Source organism: Arthrobacter sp. JDC6 (assembly GCF_056484025.1).
This window is the reverse complement of record NZ_JBWHZN010000002.1, coordinates 14,975-35,235: the sequence shown is the minus strand read 5'-3', so window position 1 is coordinate 35,235 and position 20,261 is coordinate 14,975. Positions and strand designations below refer to the sequence as shown.

Annotated in this window: 22 protein-coding genes and 2 pseudogenes; 14 read left to right on the top strand and 10 right to left on the bottom strand. The window is 61.1% G+C overall.

Annotated elements, in window-relative coordinates; genetic code table 11:
* Positions 1–14 precede the first annotated feature (14 nt).
* The 6 genes and pseudogenes from ACV095_RS21140 (at position 15) to ACV095_RS21115 (ending at position 5,179) form a co-directional block, all read left to right on the top strand.
* Positions 15–2,201 (top strand): tyrosine-type recombinase/integrase, encoded by a 2,187-nt coding sequence (locus ACV095_RS21140; protein ID WP_162520269.1) that lies wholly within the window; start codon positions 15–17, stop codon positions 2,199–2,201.
* On the top strand, positions 2,198–2,611 hold the full coding sequence (locus ACV095_RS21135) for a DUF6262 family protein (RefSeq protein WP_021474754.1): 414 nt from the start codon (positions 2,198–2,200) through the stop codon (positions 2,609–2,611). The genes ACV095_RS21140 and ACV095_RS21135 overlap by 4 nt, the downstream gene beginning before the upstream one ends.
* A gap of 112 nt (positions 2,612–2,723) precedes the next feature.
* Positions 2,724–2,867: pseudogene (locus ACV095_RS21130) on the top strand (tyrosine-type recombinase/integrase); the annotation flags it as partial.
* Positions 2,860–3,213: a helix-turn-helix domain-containing protein gene (locus ACV095_RS21125; protein WP_478223500.1), complete on the top strand. Its 354-nt coding sequence runs from the start codon at positions 2,860–2,862 to the stop codon at positions 3,211–3,213. The pseudogene ACV095_RS21130 and the gene ACV095_RS21125, both read left to right, overlap by 8 nt.
* A 376-nt stretch (positions 3,214–3,589) precedes the next feature.
* The gene (locus tag ACV095_RS21120; RefSeq protein WP_350310824.1) at positions 3,590–4,693 is read left to right on the top strand and encodes a Fis family transcriptional regulator; all 1,104 of its coding nucleotides are present in this window, start codon (positions 3,590–3,592) and stop codon (positions 4,691–4,693) included.
* 9 nt (positions 4,694–4,702) lie between these two features.
* Positions 4,703–5,179, top strand: a complete 477-nt coding sequence (locus ACV095_RS21115) for a DUF6278 family protein (RefSeq protein WP_264963785.1) — start codon at positions 4,703–4,705, stop codon at positions 5,177–5,179.
* A gap of 340 nt (positions 5,180–5,519) precedes the next feature.
* Here ACV095_RS21115 and ACV095_RS21110 read toward each other — a convergent pair.
* The 9 genes and pseudogenes from ACV095_RS21110 to ACV095_RS21070 form a co-directional block, all read right to left on the bottom strand.
* Positions 5,520–5,621, bottom strand: a pseudogene (locus ACV095_RS21110) (SDR family oxidoreductase); the annotation flags it as partial.
* A 152-nt stretch (positions 5,622–5,773) separates the two neighbouring features.
* Positions 5,774–6,310: an NUDIX hydrolase gene (locus tag ACV095_RS21105; protein ID WP_169094772.1), complete on the bottom strand. Its 537-nt coding sequence runs from the start codon at positions 6,308–6,310 to the stop codon at positions 5,774–5,776.
* 316 nt (positions 6,311–6,626) lie between these two features.
* Positions 6,627–7,403, bottom strand: coding sequence for an IclR family transcriptional regulator (locus ACV095_RS21100; RefSeq protein WP_193562614.1), 777 nt, complete (start codon positions 7,401–7,403; stop codon positions 6,627–6,629).
* Between the two features lie 71 nt (positions 7,404–7,474).
* The gene (gene phtC, locus ACV095_RS21095; RefSeq protein ID WP_264963784.1) at positions 7,475–8,221 is read right to left on the bottom strand and encodes a 3,4-dihydroxyphthalate decarboxylase; all 747 of its coding nucleotides are present in this window, start codon (positions 8,219–8,221) and stop codon (positions 7,475–7,477) included.
* Positions 8,221–9,453 carry an NAD(P)/FAD-dependent oxidoreductase gene (locus tag ACV095_RS21090; protein ID WP_169094771.1) on the bottom strand — a complete coding sequence of 411 codons (1,233 nt, stop codon included), beginning with the start codon at positions 9,451–9,453 and terminating at the stop codon, positions 8,221–8,223. Before ACV095_RS21090 ends, phtC begins: the two co-directional genes overlap by 1 nt.
* Positions 9,454–9,648: a ferredoxin gene (locus ACV095_RS21085; RefSeq protein WP_013603014.1), complete on the bottom strand. Its 195-nt coding sequence runs from the start codon at positions 9,646–9,648 to the stop codon at positions 9,454–9,456.
* A gap of 16 nt (positions 9,649–9,664) precedes the next feature.
* Positions 9,665–10,003, bottom strand: coding sequence for a hypothetical protein (locus ACV095_RS21080; protein WP_169094770.1), 339 nt, complete (start codon positions 10,001–10,003; stop codon positions 9,665–9,667).
* Positions 10,000–10,599 carry a 3-phenylpropionate/cinnamic acid dioxygenase subunit beta gene (locus tag ACV095_RS21075; RefSeq protein WP_013603012.1) on the bottom strand — a complete coding sequence of 200 codons (600 nt, stop codon included), beginning with the start codon at positions 10,597–10,599 and terminating at the stop codon, positions 10,000–10,002. The genes ACV095_RS21080 and ACV095_RS21075 overlap by 4 nt, the downstream gene beginning before the upstream one ends.
* A gap of 3 nt (positions 10,600–10,602) precedes the next feature.
* The gene (locus ACV095_RS21070) at positions 10,603–12,066 is read right to left on the bottom strand and encodes a Rieske 2Fe-2S domain-containing protein (RefSeq protein WP_286404977.1); all 1,464 of its coding nucleotides are present in this window, start codon (positions 12,064–12,066) and stop codon (positions 10,603–10,605) included.
* 108 nt (positions 12,067–12,174) lie between these two features.
* Here ACV095_RS21070 and ACV095_RS21065 point away from each other — a divergent pair, with 108 nt between their 5' ends.
* The 3 genes from ACV095_RS21065 to ACV095_RS21055 all read left to right on the top strand — a co-directional run bounded on the left by ACV095_RS21065 (position 12,175) and on the right by ACV095_RS21055 (position 14,838).
* On the top strand, positions 12,175–13,179 hold the full coding sequence (locus ACV095_RS21065; protein WP_264963365.1) for a tripartite tricarboxylate transporter permease: 1,005 nt from the start codon (positions 12,175–12,177) through the stop codon (positions 13,177–13,179).
* Positions 13,176–13,727, top strand: coding sequence for a tripartite tricarboxylate transporter TctB family protein (locus ACV095_RS21060; protein ID WP_011689772.1), 552 nt, complete (start codon positions 13,176–13,178; stop codon positions 13,725–13,727). Before ACV095_RS21065 ends, ACV095_RS21060 begins: the two co-directional genes overlap by 4 nt.
* 85 nt (positions 13,728–13,812) lie before the next feature.
* A complete protein-coding gene (locus ACV095_RS21055) occupies positions 13,813–14,838 on the top strand; it encodes a Bug family tripartite tricarboxylate transporter substrate binding protein (protein ID WP_011689773.1) in 1,026 nt (341 codons plus the stop codon).
* Between the two features lie 60 nt (positions 14,839–14,898).
* Here ACV095_RS21055 and ACV095_RS21050 read toward each other — a convergent pair whose 3' ends face one another.
* Positions 14,899–15,429 (bottom strand): lipoate--protein ligase family protein, encoded by a 531-nt coding sequence (locus tag ACV095_RS21050; RefSeq protein ID WP_232223687.1) that lies wholly within the window; start codon positions 15,427–15,429, stop codon positions 14,899–14,901.
* A gap of 656 nt (positions 15,430–16,085) precedes the next feature.
* On the opposite strand from ACV095_RS21050, the gene ACV095_RS21045 reads away from it, so the two are divergent.
* The 5 genes from ACV095_RS21045 to ACV095_RS21025 all read left to right on the top strand — a co-directional run bounded on the left by ACV095_RS21045 (position 16,086) and on the right by ACV095_RS21025 (position 20,234).
* On the top strand, positions 16,086–17,090 hold the full coding sequence (locus ACV095_RS21045; protein ID WP_011689775.1) for an ABC transporter substrate-binding protein: 1,005 nt from the start codon (positions 16,086–16,088) through the stop codon (positions 17,088–17,090).
* Complete coding sequence (locus ACV095_RS21040) at positions 17,087–17,914, top strand: ABC transporter ATP-binding protein (RefSeq protein ID WP_011689776.1); 828 nt, start codon at positions 17,087–17,089, stop codon at positions 17,912–17,914. Before ACV095_RS21045 ends, ACV095_RS21040 begins: the two co-directional genes overlap by 4 nt.
* Positions 17,911–18,711, top strand: coding sequence for an ABC transporter permease (locus tag ACV095_RS21035; protein ID WP_410869352.1), 801 nt, complete (start codon positions 17,911–17,913; stop codon positions 18,709–18,711). Before ACV095_RS21040 ends, ACV095_RS21035 begins: the two co-directional genes overlap by 4 nt.
* Complete coding sequence (locus ACV095_RS21030; protein ID WP_011689778.1) at positions 18,708–19,508, top strand: ABC transporter permease; 801 nt, start codon at positions 18,708–18,710, stop codon at positions 19,506–19,508. Before ACV095_RS21035 ends, ACV095_RS21030 begins: the two co-directional genes overlap by 4 nt.
* Positions 19,509–19,577: 69 nt before the next feature.
* A complete protein-coding gene (locus tag ACV095_RS21025) occupies positions 19,578–20,234 on the top strand; it encodes an N-carbamoylsarcosine amidohydrolase (protein ID WP_264963366.1) in 657 nt (218 codons plus the stop codon).
* The last annotated feature ends 27 nt before the right edge of the window (positions 20,235–20,261 follow it).

Genomic DNA, 20,261 nt, shown 5'->3' with positions numbered 1-20,261 from the left:
TGTTGGCTAAGCTCATGGGCACCGTCCGGCCCGAATTCAGACCCGAAATCGTGATCCCGGCCCCAGGCTCCCTCGTCTTCAACACCGAGCCCTGCCGGATCGACAAGTGTGAACGGCAACGTACGGTGAAAGGGTTCTGCAAAAGCCACTACAAGCGCTGGCTGGACCAAGGACGCCCCGAATTGGAGTCATTCCTCGCCAGCCCCGGCCCATTACCCGTAGGCGACGGCCCCTTGGCGGCATGCACCGTCACCTGGTGCCGCTTCGGTTCGGCCAGACGCGGCCTCTGCATCAGCCATCACGGGTTCTTCAGTCGTTCCAGCGAGACCGACGTGAATAAGTGGCTCGCTACCCTCTCCCCCGAGCCAGCCACCGAACGGCCCGAATGCAGGCTCGCGTTCTGCGACCTCTGGGCCCAAGGCAACTCGCCGTTGTGTCTGAACCACAAGTCCCGCTGGCACGCCATTGGCACACCGGATATCGACGAGTTCGTCGCCCGGTGCGAAAGCGTGGGCCTGGACCGGTTCGATTTCCGATGCCTGGCAGATCGTCCCCAGCTGCGGCTTGAGCTCCAGCACGCCCTGCAATGCCGCCACGATGAACGCCGGGCCAGTACCCGCTCCTCCGTTGTGACGCCCGTGATCCGGCTCCTCACCGACAGCGGCGTCACCTCGCTGCTGGAGTGGAATCTTGGCCAGTGGGCAGCGTTCTATAGCGCCGGCCGGGTGGGCCGCAGTCACCGCCACAACGGGCAACTCGCATTCCTGCGATTTGCCTACACCCGGCTCGAAGACCTCGCCGCCGGCACCGGCTGGGAGTCAGAGTATTCCCGCGACGTCTGGGCCCTGCACCGCCTCGGCTACACCGACACCCGCGGCACCCTCCGCTTCGACAAGATCCCGCAACCGTGGCTGCGCACCATGGCAAAACGCTTCATCCGATGGCGGCTGACCAGCGGCAGGGAAATCATCCAAGCCCGCATCGACCTCCTCGCCCTGAACCGATTCGCCGCGTTCCTCGCCCACACCATCCCCCACTCCGACGGCCCGGACTGCATCGACCGCGGCATCCTGGAACGCTTCCTCGCCGAACTCGCCCGGGATAAACGGGCCGTGACTTCCCGTGGCCGCGACATCAGCTCCCTGAACGCCTTCTTCGCCGCGATCCGCCGCCACGACCGGGCCAAGGACCTGCCGGCATCGGCGAACTTCTACCCCGAAGACTTCCCACGACCAGCCAAACGACTGCCCAGAGCCCTGGCCGATCACATCATGGCGCAACTCGACCAACCCGAAAACCTCGGCAAATGGACCAGCCCCGACAGTCGGCTACTCACACTGATACTGATGCGCTGCGGACTGCGCGTCGGGGACGCCTGCAACCTGGTATCAGACGGCGTGGTCCGTGACGGTGACGGCGCCCCATACCTTCGCTATATGAACCGGAAGATGAAACGCGAAGCCCTCGTACCCCTCGACGAGGAAGTCCATACCGCCATCCTCGATCAGCAACGACGCGTCCGCGAACGATTCCCCGAAGGCAGCAACTGGCTGTTCCCGGCCCCGAAGATGAACCCCGACGGAGCAAAACCGCTCACCACACACTCCTACCGCGGACAGCTTGAAGACTGGCTGGAACGCTGCGACATTCGCGACGAACACGGGCAAGAGGTGCGCCTGACTCCGCATCAGTGGCGCCACACCTTCGGGACAACACTGATCAACCGCGACGTTCCTCAGGAAGTTGTCCGGGTCCTCCTCGATCACACCTCGGCGGAGATGACCGCCCATTACGCCCGGCTGCATGACACGACCGTGCGTCGCCACTGGGAGAAAGCCCGCAAGGTCAACATCAACGGCGACACCATCACCATTGACCCGCAAGGACCTCTCGCCGAAGCCAGCTGGGCCAAACAACGCCTCGGCCGCGCGACGCAGAGCTTGCCGAACGGATTCTGCGGGCTGCCGGTTCAGAAAACCTGCCCGCACGCCAACGCCTGCCTGACCTGTCCCATGTTTGTCACCACCGCCGAATTCCTCCCCCAGCACCAAGAGCAGCGCCGCCAGACCGTCCAGATCCTCTCCGCGGCCGAGGCCCGCGGACAGACCCGGCTCATCGAGATGAACCAGGCCGTGCTGCACAACCTGGACCGCATCATCGACTCCCTCGACGACACCGCACCAGCCGAGGCCGCCGGATGAACCGCCCCGACAACAGCCGGCACCTGATCAAAGCTGCACAGCAGCGCGCCGCTCTCACCCGGTCCAAAGCCGTCCAAGCGCTGCGCACGCTGCACGCGGAAGGCCGACCGGTCACCTTCGACGCCGTCGCCAAATACGCCCGAGTCTCCCGGTCCTGGCTCTACACCCAGCCCGACCTCCGCGCCGAAATCGAACGCCTCCGCCAAAACCACGCCTCAGCGGAGCCCACACCGGCATCACAGCCACAGCGGGCAAGCGAGGCCTCGCTACGGCAACGACTCGAAGCGGCCAACGACAGAATCCGACGACTCAACGACGAGAACCAACGACTGCGACAGCAACTCGCACACGCCCTCGGACAACGCCGCCAAAGTCCATCACCAGACCCAGCGACCATCCCGAATCCATAACAGATCCACGAGAATGAAAGGACACCCAATGCCACCGTCATGCACGTCCCGGACACACCCACCAACCCAAAACCGCAGGCCAGAGGCACAGGAGCCCGACGGGCTCAAGATAATGCAACAACAGGTCGGGCACAGCTACTCCTCGACCACAGCCCTCTATACTTCCGTGTCGGCGGACTTCAAACAGAAGACCATCCAGAAAATGATCGCCCAGCGGCTACGCAGCGGCGACGGCGAGGGGAACGATCATGGCTGAACAGCGACGGATCGGCTACCGCTGGAACCTCCGGCAACTGATGGCTCGACGGAACCTCTGGAAGACCACCGAACTGCTCCCCCTACTCAAAGCCCGGGGCATCAACCTCTCCAACGCGCAGGTCCACCGACTGGTCACCGGTACACCCGAACGCATTCCTGCCCAGACCTTCGCGGCCCTCTGTGACATCCTCGAATGCACGTCCAACGACCTGTTCGAACCCTACGTCCAGATGCGCGCCGCCAAAACCGCCAACGCACCCAAGCGGCCAGAAGACCTGGGCATCACACCTGGAGCGCCGATCGCCCGCCGGATCCGCGTCCTGCCTCCGGAAGAAGATGACTAGGCCACGCAAAGCCGGCGACCCTACCAAATGGCCGGAAGCCTGCGGGCGATGCGGCGAACACCACAAAATCGCCGTCCGGTGGCCCGACGCCGGAATCTGCGGCTACTGCTACCAGCAGGCCAAAAGAACCCGAGGCACCTGCGCCTGCGGCCACAACGGCGTGCTGCCCGGACGCGTCGACACCCTGCCGGCCTGCCGGAAATGCTCCGGAGTTCAGCTCAACGTTGACTGCATCGGATGCGGGACGGAAGGCGAACTCCACTCCGGCAACCGCTGCTGGTCATGCATCCTTACACTGACCATTGACCGACTCCTCAGCCCAGACAACGAGCCGCCCTCCGCCGCTCTTCAGGTAATTGGCACCGCTCTGAAGTCCATGAAACGCGCCAATAGCGGACTCACGTGGATCCAGCAGTCGCACGTCACGGCATTCCTTCAACAACTGGCAGCCGAGCCTGTGATCACCCACGCCCGCCTCGACGAACTACCGGCGTCCCGGACCCGCGAATACGTCCGCGGCCTACTCGTCGAACACCATGCGCTGCCCCGTCGCGATGAACTTAGCATTAGGTTCAGCGACTGGGCCGAGCAAGCCCTCGACAGGATCACCAGCCCGAGCCACCGCGACATCATGCGCCTCTACATCCGCTGGCACCACCAGCGCCGCATGAACCAGATGGACGAAGTCACCCGAGGAACGTTCCTGCGGGCCAAACAGGCAGTCACCGTCGCCGTAGAACTTCTGAACTGGCTCAGCGATCAAGGTGCCGAACTCGCCGAAGTGAATCAAGCGCACCTGGACCGATGGCAGGCGGAAGGCCCGACGACACGAGGCATCGCCTCACGTTTCCTCGACTGGGCAACCAAAACCAACCTCATCGACCCTTCCCTGCAACTGCAGCCCCACCGCCGCGGCACCAGCCCACGACTCGACGCAGCCGCCCAGAACGGCCTCGTCCAGAACCTGAGCCACACGACCGACATGAACCCCAGAGACCGGGCAGCGGCTATCCTCGTCCTGGTCTTCGGCCAGCAAGTCTCCGGCATCGTCAAACTCACTTGGGACAACGTCACCGTGACCGAGGAAATCGTCACCATCACCCTCGGAACCGTCGAAATCGCTCTCACACCTCCGCTCGATGAGCCCTGGCGAGAACTAGCAGTCACGCCAACCCACCATCAAACGGCCGCGCACCCCAACAGCAACTGGGTATTCAGAGGCGGCTCGCCAGGCCGGCACCTCCAGGCCTCAACCCTCACCCAGCGGCTAAGCACGGCTTTCAGCAGTCGGGCGGCCAGGCTCGGAACACTTCACGAACTCACCAAACTCGCACCCGTGGCCATCATCGCTGAAGCCCTTGGCTACTCCCCGGCCACGATCGATCGCCATGCCCTGGCGTCGTCGGCAAACTACATGGAATACATGTCCACTTTCCACACAAGAGGCGGACTCGAGGAACCGCTTCGGACGGTGAAGTAGCATGGCCGCATGTGTCACCCGGACGGAATCGACGAGCCTCTGCAGTCGCTGCCCCCTGGGATGGCCAGGAAATATGCCGAGTACAGACCTGCTATTCCCGGAGAAATTAAGCCTCCCCCGACCAATGTTGGAGGCTACGACGAATTACTCGAGTTATGCCGGAAGAAGGGTATGTCGATTCCCCGCTCACGACAAGGACTGGTAGCAGTCGATTCTTTGATAGGGAGCGCAGAAGACAAGGCATCCCTGGAAGCGCTGGTCAGGCCCATAGGAATGTTCCTGGGCGATGTATTGACCCACACCATCCCTGGTGCGCACTGGAAAGTCATCAACGAAAGCTTCCCGGAGGTCACCATATACAGGCACACGAGTGTCTCAGTTATCCATGTTGCTCAAAGACGATTAACTCTCGGCACCCCGACACTTGTGATGAACTACGACCGCGCGGCGGACCTGGTGGGCCGAGAGCCACTTCAAGGCGACTGATGCGGCCGATAAGCCGGGTCCATTCAGGGCTTTAAAAATGACTCGCATTTTGAACATCCGCTCCAGACATGCCCCGGTCAAAAAGAACTTCTACTCGTCCCACTTCAACACGTCCCGCTACCAGTCGAAAATGAGCGGGGGAGTGCCCGAGGAAGGGGGTGTATCCCATACCAAAAGAAGATCAACCAGGCTCGGGCGGCAACGGAGCGAGCCGGGACTTTGTCAGGTCCTGTTAGACAGCCTTGGCGCCCGGCCTTCCAGTCTGGCGCCACGGTTGACGATGGATCTGAGCGGCCATGGAAACCGCGGCGGATTTTTTTTGGGTTGTCAGCAGGACTTCCTATCTGTGAAGCAGCCCTCCATTGACAGAGATTGTTTGTCCGGTGATGTAGCTGCTCTCGTCGGAGAGGAGGAAGGCGGCAAGGCTGGTCATGTCGTCGGGACCGGCTCCCTCCGCAATCCGTTTCGCTGCAGTCGACCCAACCCTCTAGATTCGGGGGTATTCGTTGGTCAACTCACATGATTCAGGACAGTTTCCGCACGTCCGGATTGCGTTGGTGAGTGCAATCGTTTGCGAAGAGGTTCTGATGTGCGTCACGATATGGGCCATTTTCCTGCCAGCGCCTGAGGCAATACGGGCTCGAGGATTCGGAGGGTTAGGCCCCAAACTGTATGCCCCTGAAACCTCCGCACGGGGACTTTCCTCCGAGTGTTCCAGCCCGGAAAACATAGTTCTTCTTCTCCTGCTGCAGTTTCGGAGGCCAGCACATTCACTGGTACATCGACCACCTCCTCGACCTCCGCCATTTGAGGCTTCCATACAAAGCTTGGTGTGATCCCCTGCAGTTGGACTACGAAAGGTGAAACTCGATAGCGGGTTACGTGGGTATCAATTGGTTCGAGTTGAGAGAGTAAAACAATTTGCTTGGTGCTCAATCCCAGCTCTTCGATAGTTTCACGAAGGGCAGTGTCCCAAGCACCTTCGTCCTGTGGTTCCCGATTGCCTCCAGGCAGCGAAATCTGGCTTCCATGTTGTCCATAGTTTGATCGTTTGATCAGTACCAAGCGAAGATTCCCCTTCTCGTCCCTGTAGAAAGGTATAGCGACTGAAGCCTGCCGCAGTTCCTGCATCCGTTTCTCCAAGCTGACTGACTGTAATCAGAAATGTCAGTGCGAGTGATGATATTGGTTTTTTTGGAGTGAAGTGTCGCGCTCAGTTCACTCCGGCCGTGGCTGGGGCCACTGATGCCGGGGGCCGACAACGAGAAAGGGATCCCTTCGCGGTGCGCCGCTGATTGGCTTACGTTTACAGCAACCAACTACGACCGCCCTGCGACATCTGTAGCATCTCAAGGGCAAGGCATCAGGGTCACCTTGGCAGAGGATCAAAGATCAACGGGCTACTGGAGTAACAAGCGGGACCGACCGCATTGTGGGTTGCAGCCGGCTAAAGCAGCAGGCCTTGCAAATTTTCAGCGGCGACGCGGATCATTCCCCCAAGTTCCGCGCGCAACTTGTCCGACATCCGGTGAGCCGGCACCGAAACGTTAATCCCGAAAAGCGCCCCGGACGGGCCCGTAATAGCCACGGCGACCGACGTAACTCCGTCTTCACTTTCCTCTCTGCTCGTGGCGTATCCCGCTCGGCGGATCTCATCAAGCTCGGCTTCGAGGTTTGTTCTTGTCTTGATTGAGTTTTCCGTCAGCACGGGGAGTTCCTTATTCGGGTACAGGGCCCGTAGCTGCTCCTGAGTGAGCCGGCTCAGCATCGCTTTTCCTGTCGCAGTGCAGTTGGCTGGCAGCGTGATGCCTTGGCGGGAGCCCACCCGCACTGCCCTTGAGCTTTCAATGGCATCAAGGAATCGGGCGTCTGTCCTCTCGAGCGTGGCGAAGTGGACTGTTTCCCCGGTTTGTTGGAACAGCTGTTCAAGTACGGGACGAGCGAGGGCCCTGATGTCTACCTGGCGTCTGATGGCGAAGGCGATGGAACTGAGCGCCTGGCCTGGTTCATATGCGCGAGTAGCCGGGTTTTGTCGCACGAAGCCTCGGTAGAGCAACATCCCCATAAGCCTGTGCGCTGTCGACGATGCAACACCAAGATAGTTGCTCGCATCTGTTAACCGGATGCTGGGCTGGGTTTCGAATAGCAGGAGCAGTCGCAATGCATTGTCAACAGATTCGATGGGGTACTGCGGTGGCGGGCCGTGTTTGGATGTGCCGTTCATAGGGTCAGAAGACATGTCAGATGTCCCCTCCGTCCCCGGGATGAGAGTCTGTACGCTCCTGTCGGCTAGCTTCACCATGCAGCGTTAATCCGAGCGAGTTCGTGTCTCCAAGCCGTTTGCGTGTTGAACGACCCACCGAGGTCTGGCAGTTCAGCCATGTCCGAGTCTGGGAGGTCTTTGAGCGCTCCCCCAGCTGAAGTCACCTGAAGCGACAACCCTGCAAGGGTATCTACGCTGATTGCCTGGAGTACTGCTTGCTCCACGCTCCCTGCGGCGCTGGTCAGCCCGTGTCCGCGGAGCAGCACGACAGGACGATCACCCATGGCGTGGAGCATTTCCGCAGCCAACTGGCGGTTCCTGACCAGTACTCCCCGCGGATACACGGGTACCCCGCCTGCTGCCAGGCGGGTGCCTGGAATATCGAAGGCTCCGACGATCGGGCGGATGCCAAGCCCGGCGAGGTCAGCTGCGACGACCCGAGGCGGGTGCGCGTGGACGACCGCGTTGATGTCGGGGCGTTGGCGTAACAGTTCCGTGTGCAGGGGGAGTTCGTTAGGGGCGGAGTATCCCCCCTCCAACTCGCCTTCAGCAGCGGGGTTGCCGTCAAGGTCGACCAAACGGATGTCGCTGGCTTCGGTGAATGCCAGCCCGCGCTCCTGGGGACCCCTACATCGGACCAGCAGGCTGTTCTCGCCGATTCGAAGGCTGATATGGCCGAGGATGCCGTCTGCCAGGCCACGGTGTGCCAGCACACGGCAGGCCAAAGCAATCGCTTCCCTCGCCCCTGCATGTGTCAGGGGTGACCAAGTCTGTCCCATCAGGATGCCGCCAAGGGTTGGGGGTCTAGCATTGGTTCGAGTTTCTCCCGCAGTTCTTGAACTGTTATTCCCGTACCCATGCCGCGGCGGCAGGCCAGGAGCGCCTTAGGCCAGTTCACGATGGCGGCACCACTCAGGCTGGTGCCGTCAACCGTATATAGCGCGGCGAAGCGCCCGTGAACTTCCGGATGTCCGATAACGACGTGTTCAGCCTTTCCGCCCACCCGGCCTACCACCTGGATCTTCCAATCGTGTTGGTCGCTCCAGACGTACTCGACGGGAGTGTAGGCGCGGGGAGTCTCCGGATGCGTGATGTTGTAAGCCACGCACGCGGCCTGCTCGACGGCGTTGGTCCAGTGCTCGATCCGGATATCTTCGCCATGTTTTTGGTGCCGCCATCGTGCAACGTCGCCGACGCCATATATGTGTGGGGCATCCACGGTGCGGCAGTATTCGTCGAGCACCAGGCCGTTGTCCACGAGCAGACCGGAAGATGCGAGCCAGGCGTCGTTGGGAACGGCGCCAATGCCGACCAGAATTGTGGCGGCCTCCAGGTTCTGACCGTTGGTAAGCCGCAGGGCGAAAGAGCCCTGTTCGCCGTCGATGGACTCGACTCCGGTACCAAAGATTGTCTTCACGCCATTGCTACTGTGAAGGTCTCCGAACCACTGTCCGACTTCCGCGTTGAAGATGCGGCTCATAGGGATCGGGAGTGGGTCGATAACTGTCACTTCCAGACCAAGCGCCCGCGCTGTCGCCGCGGCTTCGGCGCCGATGAAACCTGCGCCGACAACAGCCAGATGTCCACCCTTCGCGAGGTCCGCACGGAGGCTGCGGCCGTCGTCGAGGGTGCGAAGAACATGGATGCCAGGCCGCTGCCCCCACGGCGATGGGCGGGCGGAGGCGCCTGTGGCTATGACCAGGTTGTCGAAGTGCAGAGCTTCCTGACCTTGCAGATTCAGCAGGTTTCCTGCGATGTCGATCCCGGTTGCTGCACGTCCAAGTTGCAGCTCTATTCCTAATTCCTGGGCTTGGTCGCGGTCCAGTAGGCAGATGGAGGCTTCAGTTGCTGTACCTGCCAGGACAGTTTTGGACAACGGCGGCTTGTCGTAGGGCAGTTCCGTTTCTTCACCGACGAGAACGATACGTCCTTCGTATCCCTCCAGGCGTAGGGACTGTGCGGTCCGTACACCCCCGATGGAGGAGCCCACGATGACAGTTACTGTATTCAATTAGTCCTCCACTATCAGGGCGGAAACGGGGCAGCTGCGGGCTGCCTCCACGACCCGGGCCCGGTCAGCCTCGGGTACTTCAGTCTTGAGGAGGACTACGATCCCGTCGTCATCCAGATCAAAATAATCGGTCGCCCCGACAACGCAGTTGGCGTACCCCTGGCAGGCTGCTAGGTCTGCTTTTACGACTGGCATGCTCAAACTCCTTGGCCTAAGTGTTGCTGTTCTTCTTGAATTGGGGCGGTCGTTCATCCTCGGCGATGAGCGGACCGAATGGATTTCCGATCATGGCCGAAAACGTTGCCGGCGCCTGCCATGTCAGCGCCTCGAGTTCCAGCGGGCACAATGAAACCCACTGCGCGGAGCGCGGGGATTTGATCATCAGCCGGGAGCCATTGCGGGTCTCCACCCTTGTGATGTGCACCTCGGAAAACTCATTGGCAATCACGATCGGAGCGCCAGTGGCATGCGCTTCCAGCCGGACGCGTTCCTCTGCCGCGCGAATGGCGGCAAGGCGGTCTTCTTCCTCGCCTTCCCAACCAATTTTCATAGGAATATGGCCAGATTCTGCATGCGGATAACCGACTCATCCACCATGATGGTCCGACGCGCCAGTTCCCATCCGGTACCGGTGCGGCGCAGAAGGTCCTCACGTCCGGCGGACACCGTAGCGGCCTCCCGTACATCGCCCCTGCTGCGGAAGAGCAGCACCGCCGAATCAACGATGATTTCGTTCGGGTTGTCTGTGCGGAACGTCCGAACGTTCGTGATGTAGTGGCGCAACCGTGAGGGAGGGTCTTCGGTCCAGGCATGCTCTGTGGCAAACCGGGCTACCCGTCGGCTGAGCGAGTACCTGTTTTCATCAAGATGGGCCATACCGGGGGACGTGCTGTAGCCGGCACCCAGGGCGGTCGTCACCCGCACGGGCATCAGATAATGCACGTCCTCAGCAATCCGTGCCATCCATGCGTCATAGTCCTGGGCGTCCAGGAGGTAGGCTTCGTCAACCAGCCAACGGTGCGCCTGAAGGTGGAGCGCATCATCGAACGGGAGGGATTCCCCTATCCTCTGGGTGCGTGGGGCATGGCCACCGAGAACAGACTGCTCCGAAAGGGTCTTGCCGTTGCGATCGGTTTCAACGCTCATGGCCTAGGCCTCCTTTGTGAGGATCGGGTCGGCTGGGATGGCAGTGCTCCCGACGGCGGCCCGTGAAGGATCCGCCTCGGTGGCCGCGGGTGCCTGAATAGGATCGGTTCCGACGTGCAGCTGGGCCGCTTTCTCCATCGGTCGTTCGAGGTGATCAGCCCACCGCAGCAGGAGTTCACGCTGGTTGTATTCGCTGTAGCCGATTCGTGTGGAACCTGGTCCTGAATACTCATCTGAGGTCAGGGGTTCTACGACGTTCTGCCCGTTTTCCAGCATGCCCATCCGGCTGTTGAGCAGGAGGCGGCGGGCCATAGGGCCGCCCGCCGTGCTCGTCAGCGAGACCCAGTTTTCAACGTCGTCTTGTTCAAACATGCCGCCGCTGCCAAAGCACATGAGATATGCCTTGTACGAAAGGGCTTTGAACTCCTCTGACGCGTTCTTGTCCACGGCAAACCACGAAACGATTTCGGTCTCGTCCTCGCTGATGGGCTGCCATTGGCGGATGGAGATAAACGGCAGGACTTCGTCGGAGTCCTCTTCTACGCGGGGCCAGTTGTGGACGAAGCTCATGTTTGGGAAGACCGATGCGGCCGAGACCATGAATCCGTCCTTGCCGACTACATCAAGCTGCTCCTGGCTCCATTGCTCCTTCATCCGCGCGATCATGTCGTCGGGGTAGCCGACATAGCGAAGCCGTTCCTCCAAGGTGCCCTCGGGGAGCTTGTAGGTGGTACCGCCGCCGTTGCCGGCCCAGTAGGTTGTTCCGTCCTTGCGCTTCTCAGCCTTGGGTTCGCGGAAGAGACCGATTTCAACAACTGACGTGTGCGTTTGGGGAGTGTGGTACATGTCGCCGGCGAAGTTTTCGGCGCCGATCTTCCAGTTCGCTTTGACACGCCAGCGCTGGGGGCCCCGGAGTTCGATGCCGTCAGCGCTTTGCTTGGTGTAGTAATCCATGTAGAACTTGAAGTCGCCCAGGAAGTCCTCAAGGGGTTCCGCGTCAGGGTCAAGGCTGATGAAAATCAGACCGTTGTATACCCCCAGAGAAGGAGCGGGGAGCAGAGTCTGACCTTTTTTCTTGAAGCCTTCTTCCCCACCGTAGGCCTCTTTGTGGAACGGCAGACCCACGATGCGACCATCGTTGCGGTAGGACCAGCCGTGGTAGGGGCAGCGGAAATGCGAGGCGTTTCCCATCTCGGCCCGGCAGACCTGCATTCCCCGGTGGAGGCACATGTTAAAGAGAGCACGGATCTCGCCCTTTTCGTCTCGGGAAATGATGAATGAATCTTCGAGTACACGGCGCACTACGTAGTCGCCGGCTTCGGGCACTTCGGACTCGTGGGCAACGAAGAGCCAACTCCGTCCGAATAGGCGCTCCTTTTCGAGCTCGAAGATCTCCTTATCGTTGTAAATGTGTGCAGGAATCATGCCGCGCTGCACGTCCTGGATAACGCTGGTCTGGTCTGTCATGAGAGGTCTCCTTCGTTGGGCCCGCATGTCTTCTCTGTGTTGCAGAGAAGGTTTCTGTAATCAAGAGGATGACGCAAAATGTGAGGTTCGTCAACCCCTCTCGATTCCGTGAAGAAGCATCGTCGGAATCAATGGCCGTTTTCAGGCAGATCAGAGTCGCGTGCGGCCCGGTACACCTTCGGAAGCCTGCACCTCTGGGAGGGCATCGGCATTGTCCCCGTCGTCGTCGGTCTCCTCGGCGGTGCCGAAGTGCTGCAGTCCATGCTCGACAAAGACGGTGACACCAAGACGGCCGTGCCGCCACACCTTGGCGGCATCCTCGTCGGCGTCAAGGATTCCTTTCGCCACTGGTCGTTGATGCTGCGCACCAGTGCCATCGGTGCCGTCCTGGGAATGATGCCCGGTCTCGGAGGATCGGTGTCCCAGTTCATCGCCTACGGCCACGCCAAGCAAACCTCGAAGCATCCCGAGGAGTTCGGCAACGGTTCGATCGAGGGCGTGATCGCCGCAGGTGCGACCACGACAGCGAAGGACGGGGGCCACCTCGTACCGACGATCGCCTTCGGCGTGCCGTCGGGCGCGAGCATGGCGGTGCTACTCGGCGCGTTCCTGATCCTCGGCCTGAATCCTGGCCCCGAGATGCTGGGCGAGCACCTCAACGTGACGCTCTCGCTCGTGTGGATCATCGTGCTGAGCACGATCGCGGCTGTCATCCTCGGCTACCTGCTGATCCGTCCCCTTGCCAAGCTCACCTCGGTGACCGGAAGGCTGCTCGTACCGTTTCTCATCACGATGCTCACCATCGGCGCATTCTCGAACACCAGCTCGCTCGACGACGTCTGGATCATGCTCGTCTTCCTCGCCATCGGCGTGATGTGCAGCCGCTTCAAGTGGCCCCGCATCCCGCTGCTGCTTGGTCTGGTGCTCGGCGAGATCCTCGAGCGGTACTTCACCGTCAGCTACGCGCTGTTCCAGTTCAACTGGCTCAGCCGGCCCGGCGTGATCGTCATCGAGGTCATCATCGCCGGCATGATCATGTTCACCGCGGTCCGCACCGCTCGCAAAAAGCGCGCCGATAAGCGCGAGCTCCTGGCCACCGGAGGTCTCGTATGAGCACCGAAATGATCCACTCCATCGAAGGCGACGGCGAGGGCGGCTCGCGGGGGCGCCACGTGCACAAGCCCGATCTGATCATCACATCCGTGCTGCTCGTCGTGTTCGTCGTGGCGTTCCTGATGGCCACGGGCTGGAGGGACCTCGCCGCCTACTTCCCTCTCGGCGTCAGCGGCGTGGGTGTGATTGCCAGCGCCTCCTTACTCGTACGGGTGCTGTTCTTCCCGCCCAAGCCGGCCGCCCCGAAGACCAACGTGCCCGAGGCCGCCAAGTCGGTGGCCGAGCAGGAGTACGAGTTCTTCAAGAACCTCTCGACGCGGGACTGGATCACCTCGCTCGGCTGGCTCGGCGGCTTCTTTGTCGCACTGTCGGTCTTCGGTATCTACCTCGCCATGGTCGCCTTCACCGTAGGTTACCTGCGCTTCCAAACCGCCAAGTCGTGGTGGTTCGCCGCCATCTACGCGGCCCTGCTCGGCGGCGTCATCTACGTGGTCTTCGCGATCGCCCTCAAACTGCCGCTGCCGGGCGGGCTGCTCGGCCTCGCCTGAGCGCCCGTTTCCCTGCTCTCCCTTCCCGCGTCACCGCCCGGCCGCCTATGGTCCGGGCGCACCAAAATCGAAAGGACCCGTCCCAATGCGTAAGCTCGCACTCGGCCTCGCCGCCCTCGCCCTCGCCGGCGGCGCACTCACAGGCTGCTCGTCGGCAGGTGCCACCGGCGCGTCAACCTCCCCGGAGGACGCAGCGGCCAAACTGAAAAACCAGACGATCACGCTGGTCGTCCCGTTCGACCCGGGCGGGGGCTACGACGCCTACGCCCGCATGTTGGCCCCGAAGCTTGCCGACGAGCTCGGCGCTACAGTAATTGTCGAGAACAAGCCCGGCGCGGGCGGCATCCTCGCCACGAACGAGTCCGTGCACGCCAAGCCGGACGGGAAAACCCTCGTGCTGCTCAACGGCCCCGGCCACCTCGGTGCTGCGATCGCGAAGACCAACGGCGTCCGGTACGACGCGAAGACAATGAGTTACATCGGCCAAATCAGCTCCGAACCCGACGTGCTCGCCACCAGCAAGTCCTCCAGCATCGCGTCAGTGGACGACATCGCTGGCAAACGCTTCGCGGCCACCGGCCCCGGCTCAAACGAGTACATCGACGCCGTAGTTCTGAACCAGCTCCTTGGCATGGACAACCAGGTCGTGACCGGTTTCAAGTCCAGCAACGAGGCCAGCCTCAACGTTATCCAGGGCAACGTCGAGCTGCATTCGCGCTCGTTCGGCAGCCAGCAGCCAGGTATCAACGCCGGCGATCTTAAACCGATCCTCGTCATCGGCGAGAACACCGGTGAGAAGGAGATCAAGGACGTCGACAACCTCCTCGACGTGGTGAAGGGCGACCAGAAGGAACTCGCAACGCTGCACACGAAGCTCATCTCCAGCGGCCGCCTCCTCGCGGCCCCCCCAGGAATGGACCCGGGCACGCTGCAGACAATCCGCGACGCCTTCGAGAAGGTCATGACCGACAAGGCCTTCATCAAGGCTGCCGCCGACACCAAGCGGCCGGTCCACTATACGAGCGGCGACGACGTGCAGAAGCTCGTCAACGACGTGATGGGCTCACCACAGGAGTACGTCGACCTCATCACGAAGGCCTACACGGGCTGATCACCGACGTTCAACAGGGGGTGTCCCAGAAACCCTCCTGGGACACACCCCGTCTTTGCCTCAGGACCGAGGTAAGGCCGACCCGGATGCCGGCGAGATGACCTTTGCCCGGAAGAGCGTGCGCGCCATGCGCGCGAAACGATCGATAACGAGCGGCAAGGGCAAGCCCGATTGGCTACGGACGTTCTCCGCCGGCACCGGATCCGTCCCCACGCAATCACCCGCATCCATTGCATAATCAACGATGCCCTGCGCGAGGATGACGCCGTCCTGCTTGACGACCGCGCAAGCGCCGACCACGCCCATCGGTGTCCAAATCGTTCCGCCTGCCTGCAGGCTCACCTGCATTCCCAGCTGGCGCAACGAGGCGAGCACCCATTCAGACGCGGCTTCGAGCGGGTCCTCCGTTCCGCTGATCCCGAGCGTTTCCCTGGTGGCGATCGTCGACCACAGGATGGCCGCAGGTCCGGCAGCAAGCCACTGCCCACCGGGCGTGGGGCGCGCAACAACGGGCACGTCCTCCCGCGGCGCTGTGCGAGACGCTTCCTCCGCGACCAGCACGACGGTCCGGTCCGGCTGCCAGAGACGCATCACCGCCCCCCGTCGTCCCGCAGAGACGTCCGAAACGAGGCCGAGGTCACGGGCGACGCCATCGAGGGGAGCTCGCGGCTCCGGCTCCACATGAAGCTCCCAGCACGGACGCATGCTTCCATCATAGGGGCCTGGTTCGGGACGAACGGGCGGCGGAAGTCAGTGACAATCTCAATGACCGGTCGACACACCACCGGATCCTCGGCTCTCCCGATCCAGGGTCTCGTCATGTCCGCGTCATGTCCAAGTTTTCCGACCCGTTCGCTGGGGAAGGGGCCAACCAAGGCGTGTGAAGCGTCCCCGATCGTTGGCGAGCCGGTCTTCTAGGACGACCGCGGTCCATTCCGATACCTGGACGAGAGACTATCGGGCCTGGACGGTGAGCCCTGCGGGCTTTCGAACCACAACCGTTTGCTGGACCCTGACCATTCCTCTACAGACACATCACCGCCTTTGATTGTCGGCGCTCGAACACCCACCGTCCCCGTTGTTGCAACGGCAGAGCGGGCATCGAAGCCATTAGAACGACATCAGGGTGGTCAAGAACAAAGGCCTACCACTGCCTCTGCTGTACAGAACTTTTATCTGGACAGCAGTAAAGTGATGTGTTTCACTTGTACAACCACGGATCTGACACGAAGATGAGGGAGAGCCGAATGAGTTTTGAACCAATGGGACGCCGCGGATTTATCAAGATCACAGCGGCAGCGGGCGGGACGTTATTTCTGGGAGGCCTCACGGCGTGCGGCCAGGACAGCGGCGGCAGCGGCGGGGGTAAGAAGGGATATTCCGGCGACGTTGCTATTACTGGTCTGGCCAGTCTTATTCATTCCGCCCCCTTCTTTATCGCCCAGACGGAAGGCTACTACGAGGAAGAGGGGCTGACCCTTGAGCATATTCAGTTCCCAGGGGGGCTTGACACTGTTCGAGGAATCGAATCCGGCATAGGTTTCGGTACGTCGTCCACTATTCCCGTCTTTATCGCGGCCGAGAAGGGCATGGACGTAAAAATCTTCGGCAATGTTTATACGGCGGCTTCTGTCGACTTCATTGCGCTGCCCGACTCTCCCGTCACCTCCATTGAGGATGTCAGGGGCAAGAAAGTGGCAGTCAGCACGCCAGGATCAAACTCCTCGTATTTCGCAGACCGCACGCTGCGGGCCGCTGGCTTAGTCCCAGGCAAGGACGTTGAACTTATCAGCGTCGGCTCAGCGAGCGATTCGTGGACCGCCGTCTCCCAGAAAGTTGTTGACGTAGCGTGGACGGCTTCGCCGCTTTCCGAGAAAATCGCCTCCGAAAGCGGAGCGAAGGTGATCTGGCGTTCCCGCGACTACGTAACGGACTGGTCGGACACCTGCCTCGTCGCGACAGGATCCTTCATCGACGAAAATACCGAGGCGTTGAAGGGCTGGGGCCGTGCGCTCAAGAAGGCGATGGACCTGATTACCAACGACCTCGAAAAGGCCGCCGACGCCTACGGGAAGGCAATCAAATACGAGCCCAAGGTGGCTCTTGAGGCGCTGAAGAACTCGCAGAACTTCTACAGCCTGGACTTCACCGATGCCCAGCTGGCCGCCGTCGTCGCCGCCGGTAAAGAACAAGGCCAGATCACCAAAGAACCGGACATGAACGCCATCGTTATGAGGAACTTCCTTTCATGAGCCAGATATCCCCGATCGATTCAGTAGGACACGACAGTGACGTCGTTTTCGACAATATCGGAATGACTTTCGGCACCGCGACAGGAGTCACCCACGCAGTCGCTAACGTTTCGGGCGCCATACCGGAAGGCAAATTCGTTTCCGTTATCGGTCCCAGCGGCTGCGGAAAAAGCACCTTGCTTGACATGGTCGGCGGCCTGCTGAAGCCCACGCAGGGTTCGGTCAGCATAAACGGTGAAAGCGTGACCGGCCCCCGGCGGGACACTGCCATGGTGTTCCAAGAAGACTCCACCCTGCACTGGCGCACGGTCCTGGACAATGTCGCTTTCGGCCTCGAGGTCAAAGGCGTCCCGAAAGCGGAGCGCCATGAGCGCGCCCGCCGCATGATCGAACTTGTCGGGCTCACCGGTTTCGAGGACCACCGCCCCGGCCAGCTTTCCGGAGGAATGAAGCAACGTGTTGCGATCGCACGGGCCTTGGCCATGGAGCCGCGCGTCCTGCTCATGGATGAGCCTTTTGGCGCCTTGGACCAGCAGACCCGGCAGTTCATCGGCCGGGAACTGCTCCGTATCTGGGAAAAGACACGCAATAGAGTCCTGTTCATCACCCACGATATCCAGGAAGCCGTGTACCTTTCCGACGAGGTTTGGGTCATGTCAGCCAGGCCCTCCGTTGTCAAAGAGGTGGTAACCATCGATCTGCCACGGCCCCGGCCGGAGGGAACCCACGCGCTGCCAAGGTTCCGTGAGTTGGAAGACCACCTCTGGGCGCTGGTAAAGGTTGAGGCGGAGAAAACGTTGGGACCAGGGGCGCGGCTGGCGTGAGCGTTCTGGAGAAGACCCCGGCCGTGCCGGCCAAGCAAAAGGCCGCTATGGTACCGCGTTCATCGCTGGTCGTTTGGGCAATCATTGTGACGCTTGTCGTTGTCCTTGAGCTCACTACCAGAACCGGCATGATCAGCCGGTCCCTCATGGTGCCACCATCGGAGATTCTGACCCGGCTGGCCTCGATCGTCCCGACGGAACAGTTTGGCCAGGACGCAGCCCGAACCCTTACTACCATTCTGGTGGCGTTCACCATCGGACTTGTGCTGGGAGTCCCGCTCGGGGTTTTCTTGTGGCGGGTACCGGCTGCAGGGCGCATCCTTGAGCCCTTCATCGTCACCGGCTATGCAATGCCCACTTTGTTGTTTTATCCGGTTCTTTTGGCCGTGATGGGACTCAACGCGGGACCGATCATCGTTATAGCCGCATCGATGTCCCTGATTCCAATTGCGCTGACCACGATGGTTGCCCTGAACGCCATCAAGCCTATTCTTCACAAGCTCGCCAATTCGGTCAGCGCCTCCCCGCGGCAGTACTACTTAAAAGTTCTCTTTCCGGCGGCGACGCCGCTTATTTTCCCGGGCGTGAAGCTCGGATTTATCTACGCCGTCATCGGCACCGTTGCCATGGAGTTCATCCTCGCGTCCCAAGGAGTCGGCTTCCGCGCCGGCTTCTACTACCGGGAACTGAACACAGCAGACATGTGGGCCTATATCGCTGTTGTCATCGTCCTCAGCGTACTGGTCAACAGCGTGCTTACCTGGCTGGAGAAACGCATCAGAAGGGACATGCTGTGAGTACCGATGTAACGATTCCTTCGTTGCCGACAGTCACCACTCAACAGAGTGCGAACAGATCCAGGGTCATCCGGGACAACGTGTGGCGTGCTGCCGTGTTGGTGGCCTTGGTGCTCCTGTGGGCACTGCTGTCTTCCATAAGTGACCTCGTCGCTTCGCCCACTGACTCGCTCAACGCGCTGGCGAAGCGCTTCGCCGATGGCTCCATTTACCGGCACCTCAACGCGACCTTGCAGGCGGTGGCTATCGGTTTCCTCATCGCTGCTGCCATAGGCTTTCCACTGGGCTATGCCATTGGCCGGAGCAAGTTTCTCGGTGCCGTCTTCGATCCCATCGTCGCAGGCGCCTTCGCCATCCCGCGCGTAATCTTTTTTCCCATCCTTCTCCAGATTTTCGGAGTGGGTGTGGGAGCGCAATCGGCGATGGCCGCGCTGGCAGCGGTATTCCCCATCATGGTCTCAACAACCGCAGGCGTCCGCGCCATCAACCCGCTCCTGCCCAAGCTGGCACGCTCGCTGAGCCTATCCCCGCTGCAGACGGTGACCAAGATATACATTCCGGCCATGGCACCCTCGCTCATGGTTGGCATCCGTATCGGTTTCAGCATCGCGTTCATCAACGTGATCATCGCCGAATTCTTCGCTGCGCGTGCCGGTCTCGGGCTTTTGGCGCTGCGGGCCTACGGCATGCTGGACCTGCCAACCATGTACGGCATCATCGTGCTCCTCGCTGCGATCGCACTGGCCGGGAACCTCGCCCTGTGGGCAGTCGAACGGCGGCTGGGCAACAAGGTCTAGCCCCAGGGGGCCTGCACGCCCGCTTGCCTACGTGTCTGAGTACTGAAACGCTCTAAGAAAGGGGAAAGCATGTCTGCGACTGCTGCCCGAGAGGAATACCAGAGGTTAAGGTCCCAATTCAAGGAAAAGGGACTGGGCGGAAGGATCGGTTTCGGGAGCCGCCCGGCGCTTCTGGTGGTTGACATGATCCGCGGATTCACGGATTCAAGATCGCCCTTGGCCGGAGACCTTGACGAACAGCTAAAGGCAGCCCAGGAACTTCTTGGAAGAGCTCGGGGCGCTGGCGTTCCGATCATCTTTTCAACTGTCGCGTACGACACCGACCTGCAGGAGGCCGGTAAATGGATCCGGAAAATCCCGTCCAACAGCTGGTTGGTTGAGGGAAGCGAATGGGTGGAACTCGACGACAGGCTCGAGCGCCAAAACAATGAAATGCTGCTCGTGAAAAAGTATGCATCCTGCTTTTTCGGCACCGATCTCGCGGCCCGTCTGGTGTCCAAAGGCATCGATACGCTGATCCTCATCGGCGGCACCACCAGCGGATGCATCCGGGCTACCGCCGTGGATTCATGTTCCTACGGATTCCACACCATCGTTGTTGAGGAGGGCGTCGGAGACCGGGCCGAACTGCCGCACCTCGCCAGCCTTTTCGACATTGACAACAAATACGGCGATGTTGTCGGTCTGGAAGAAGCAAACACCTATCTCGAACATGTCCGCGGGTAAGCCCGGCACGGCGCAGAAATCGCCGTG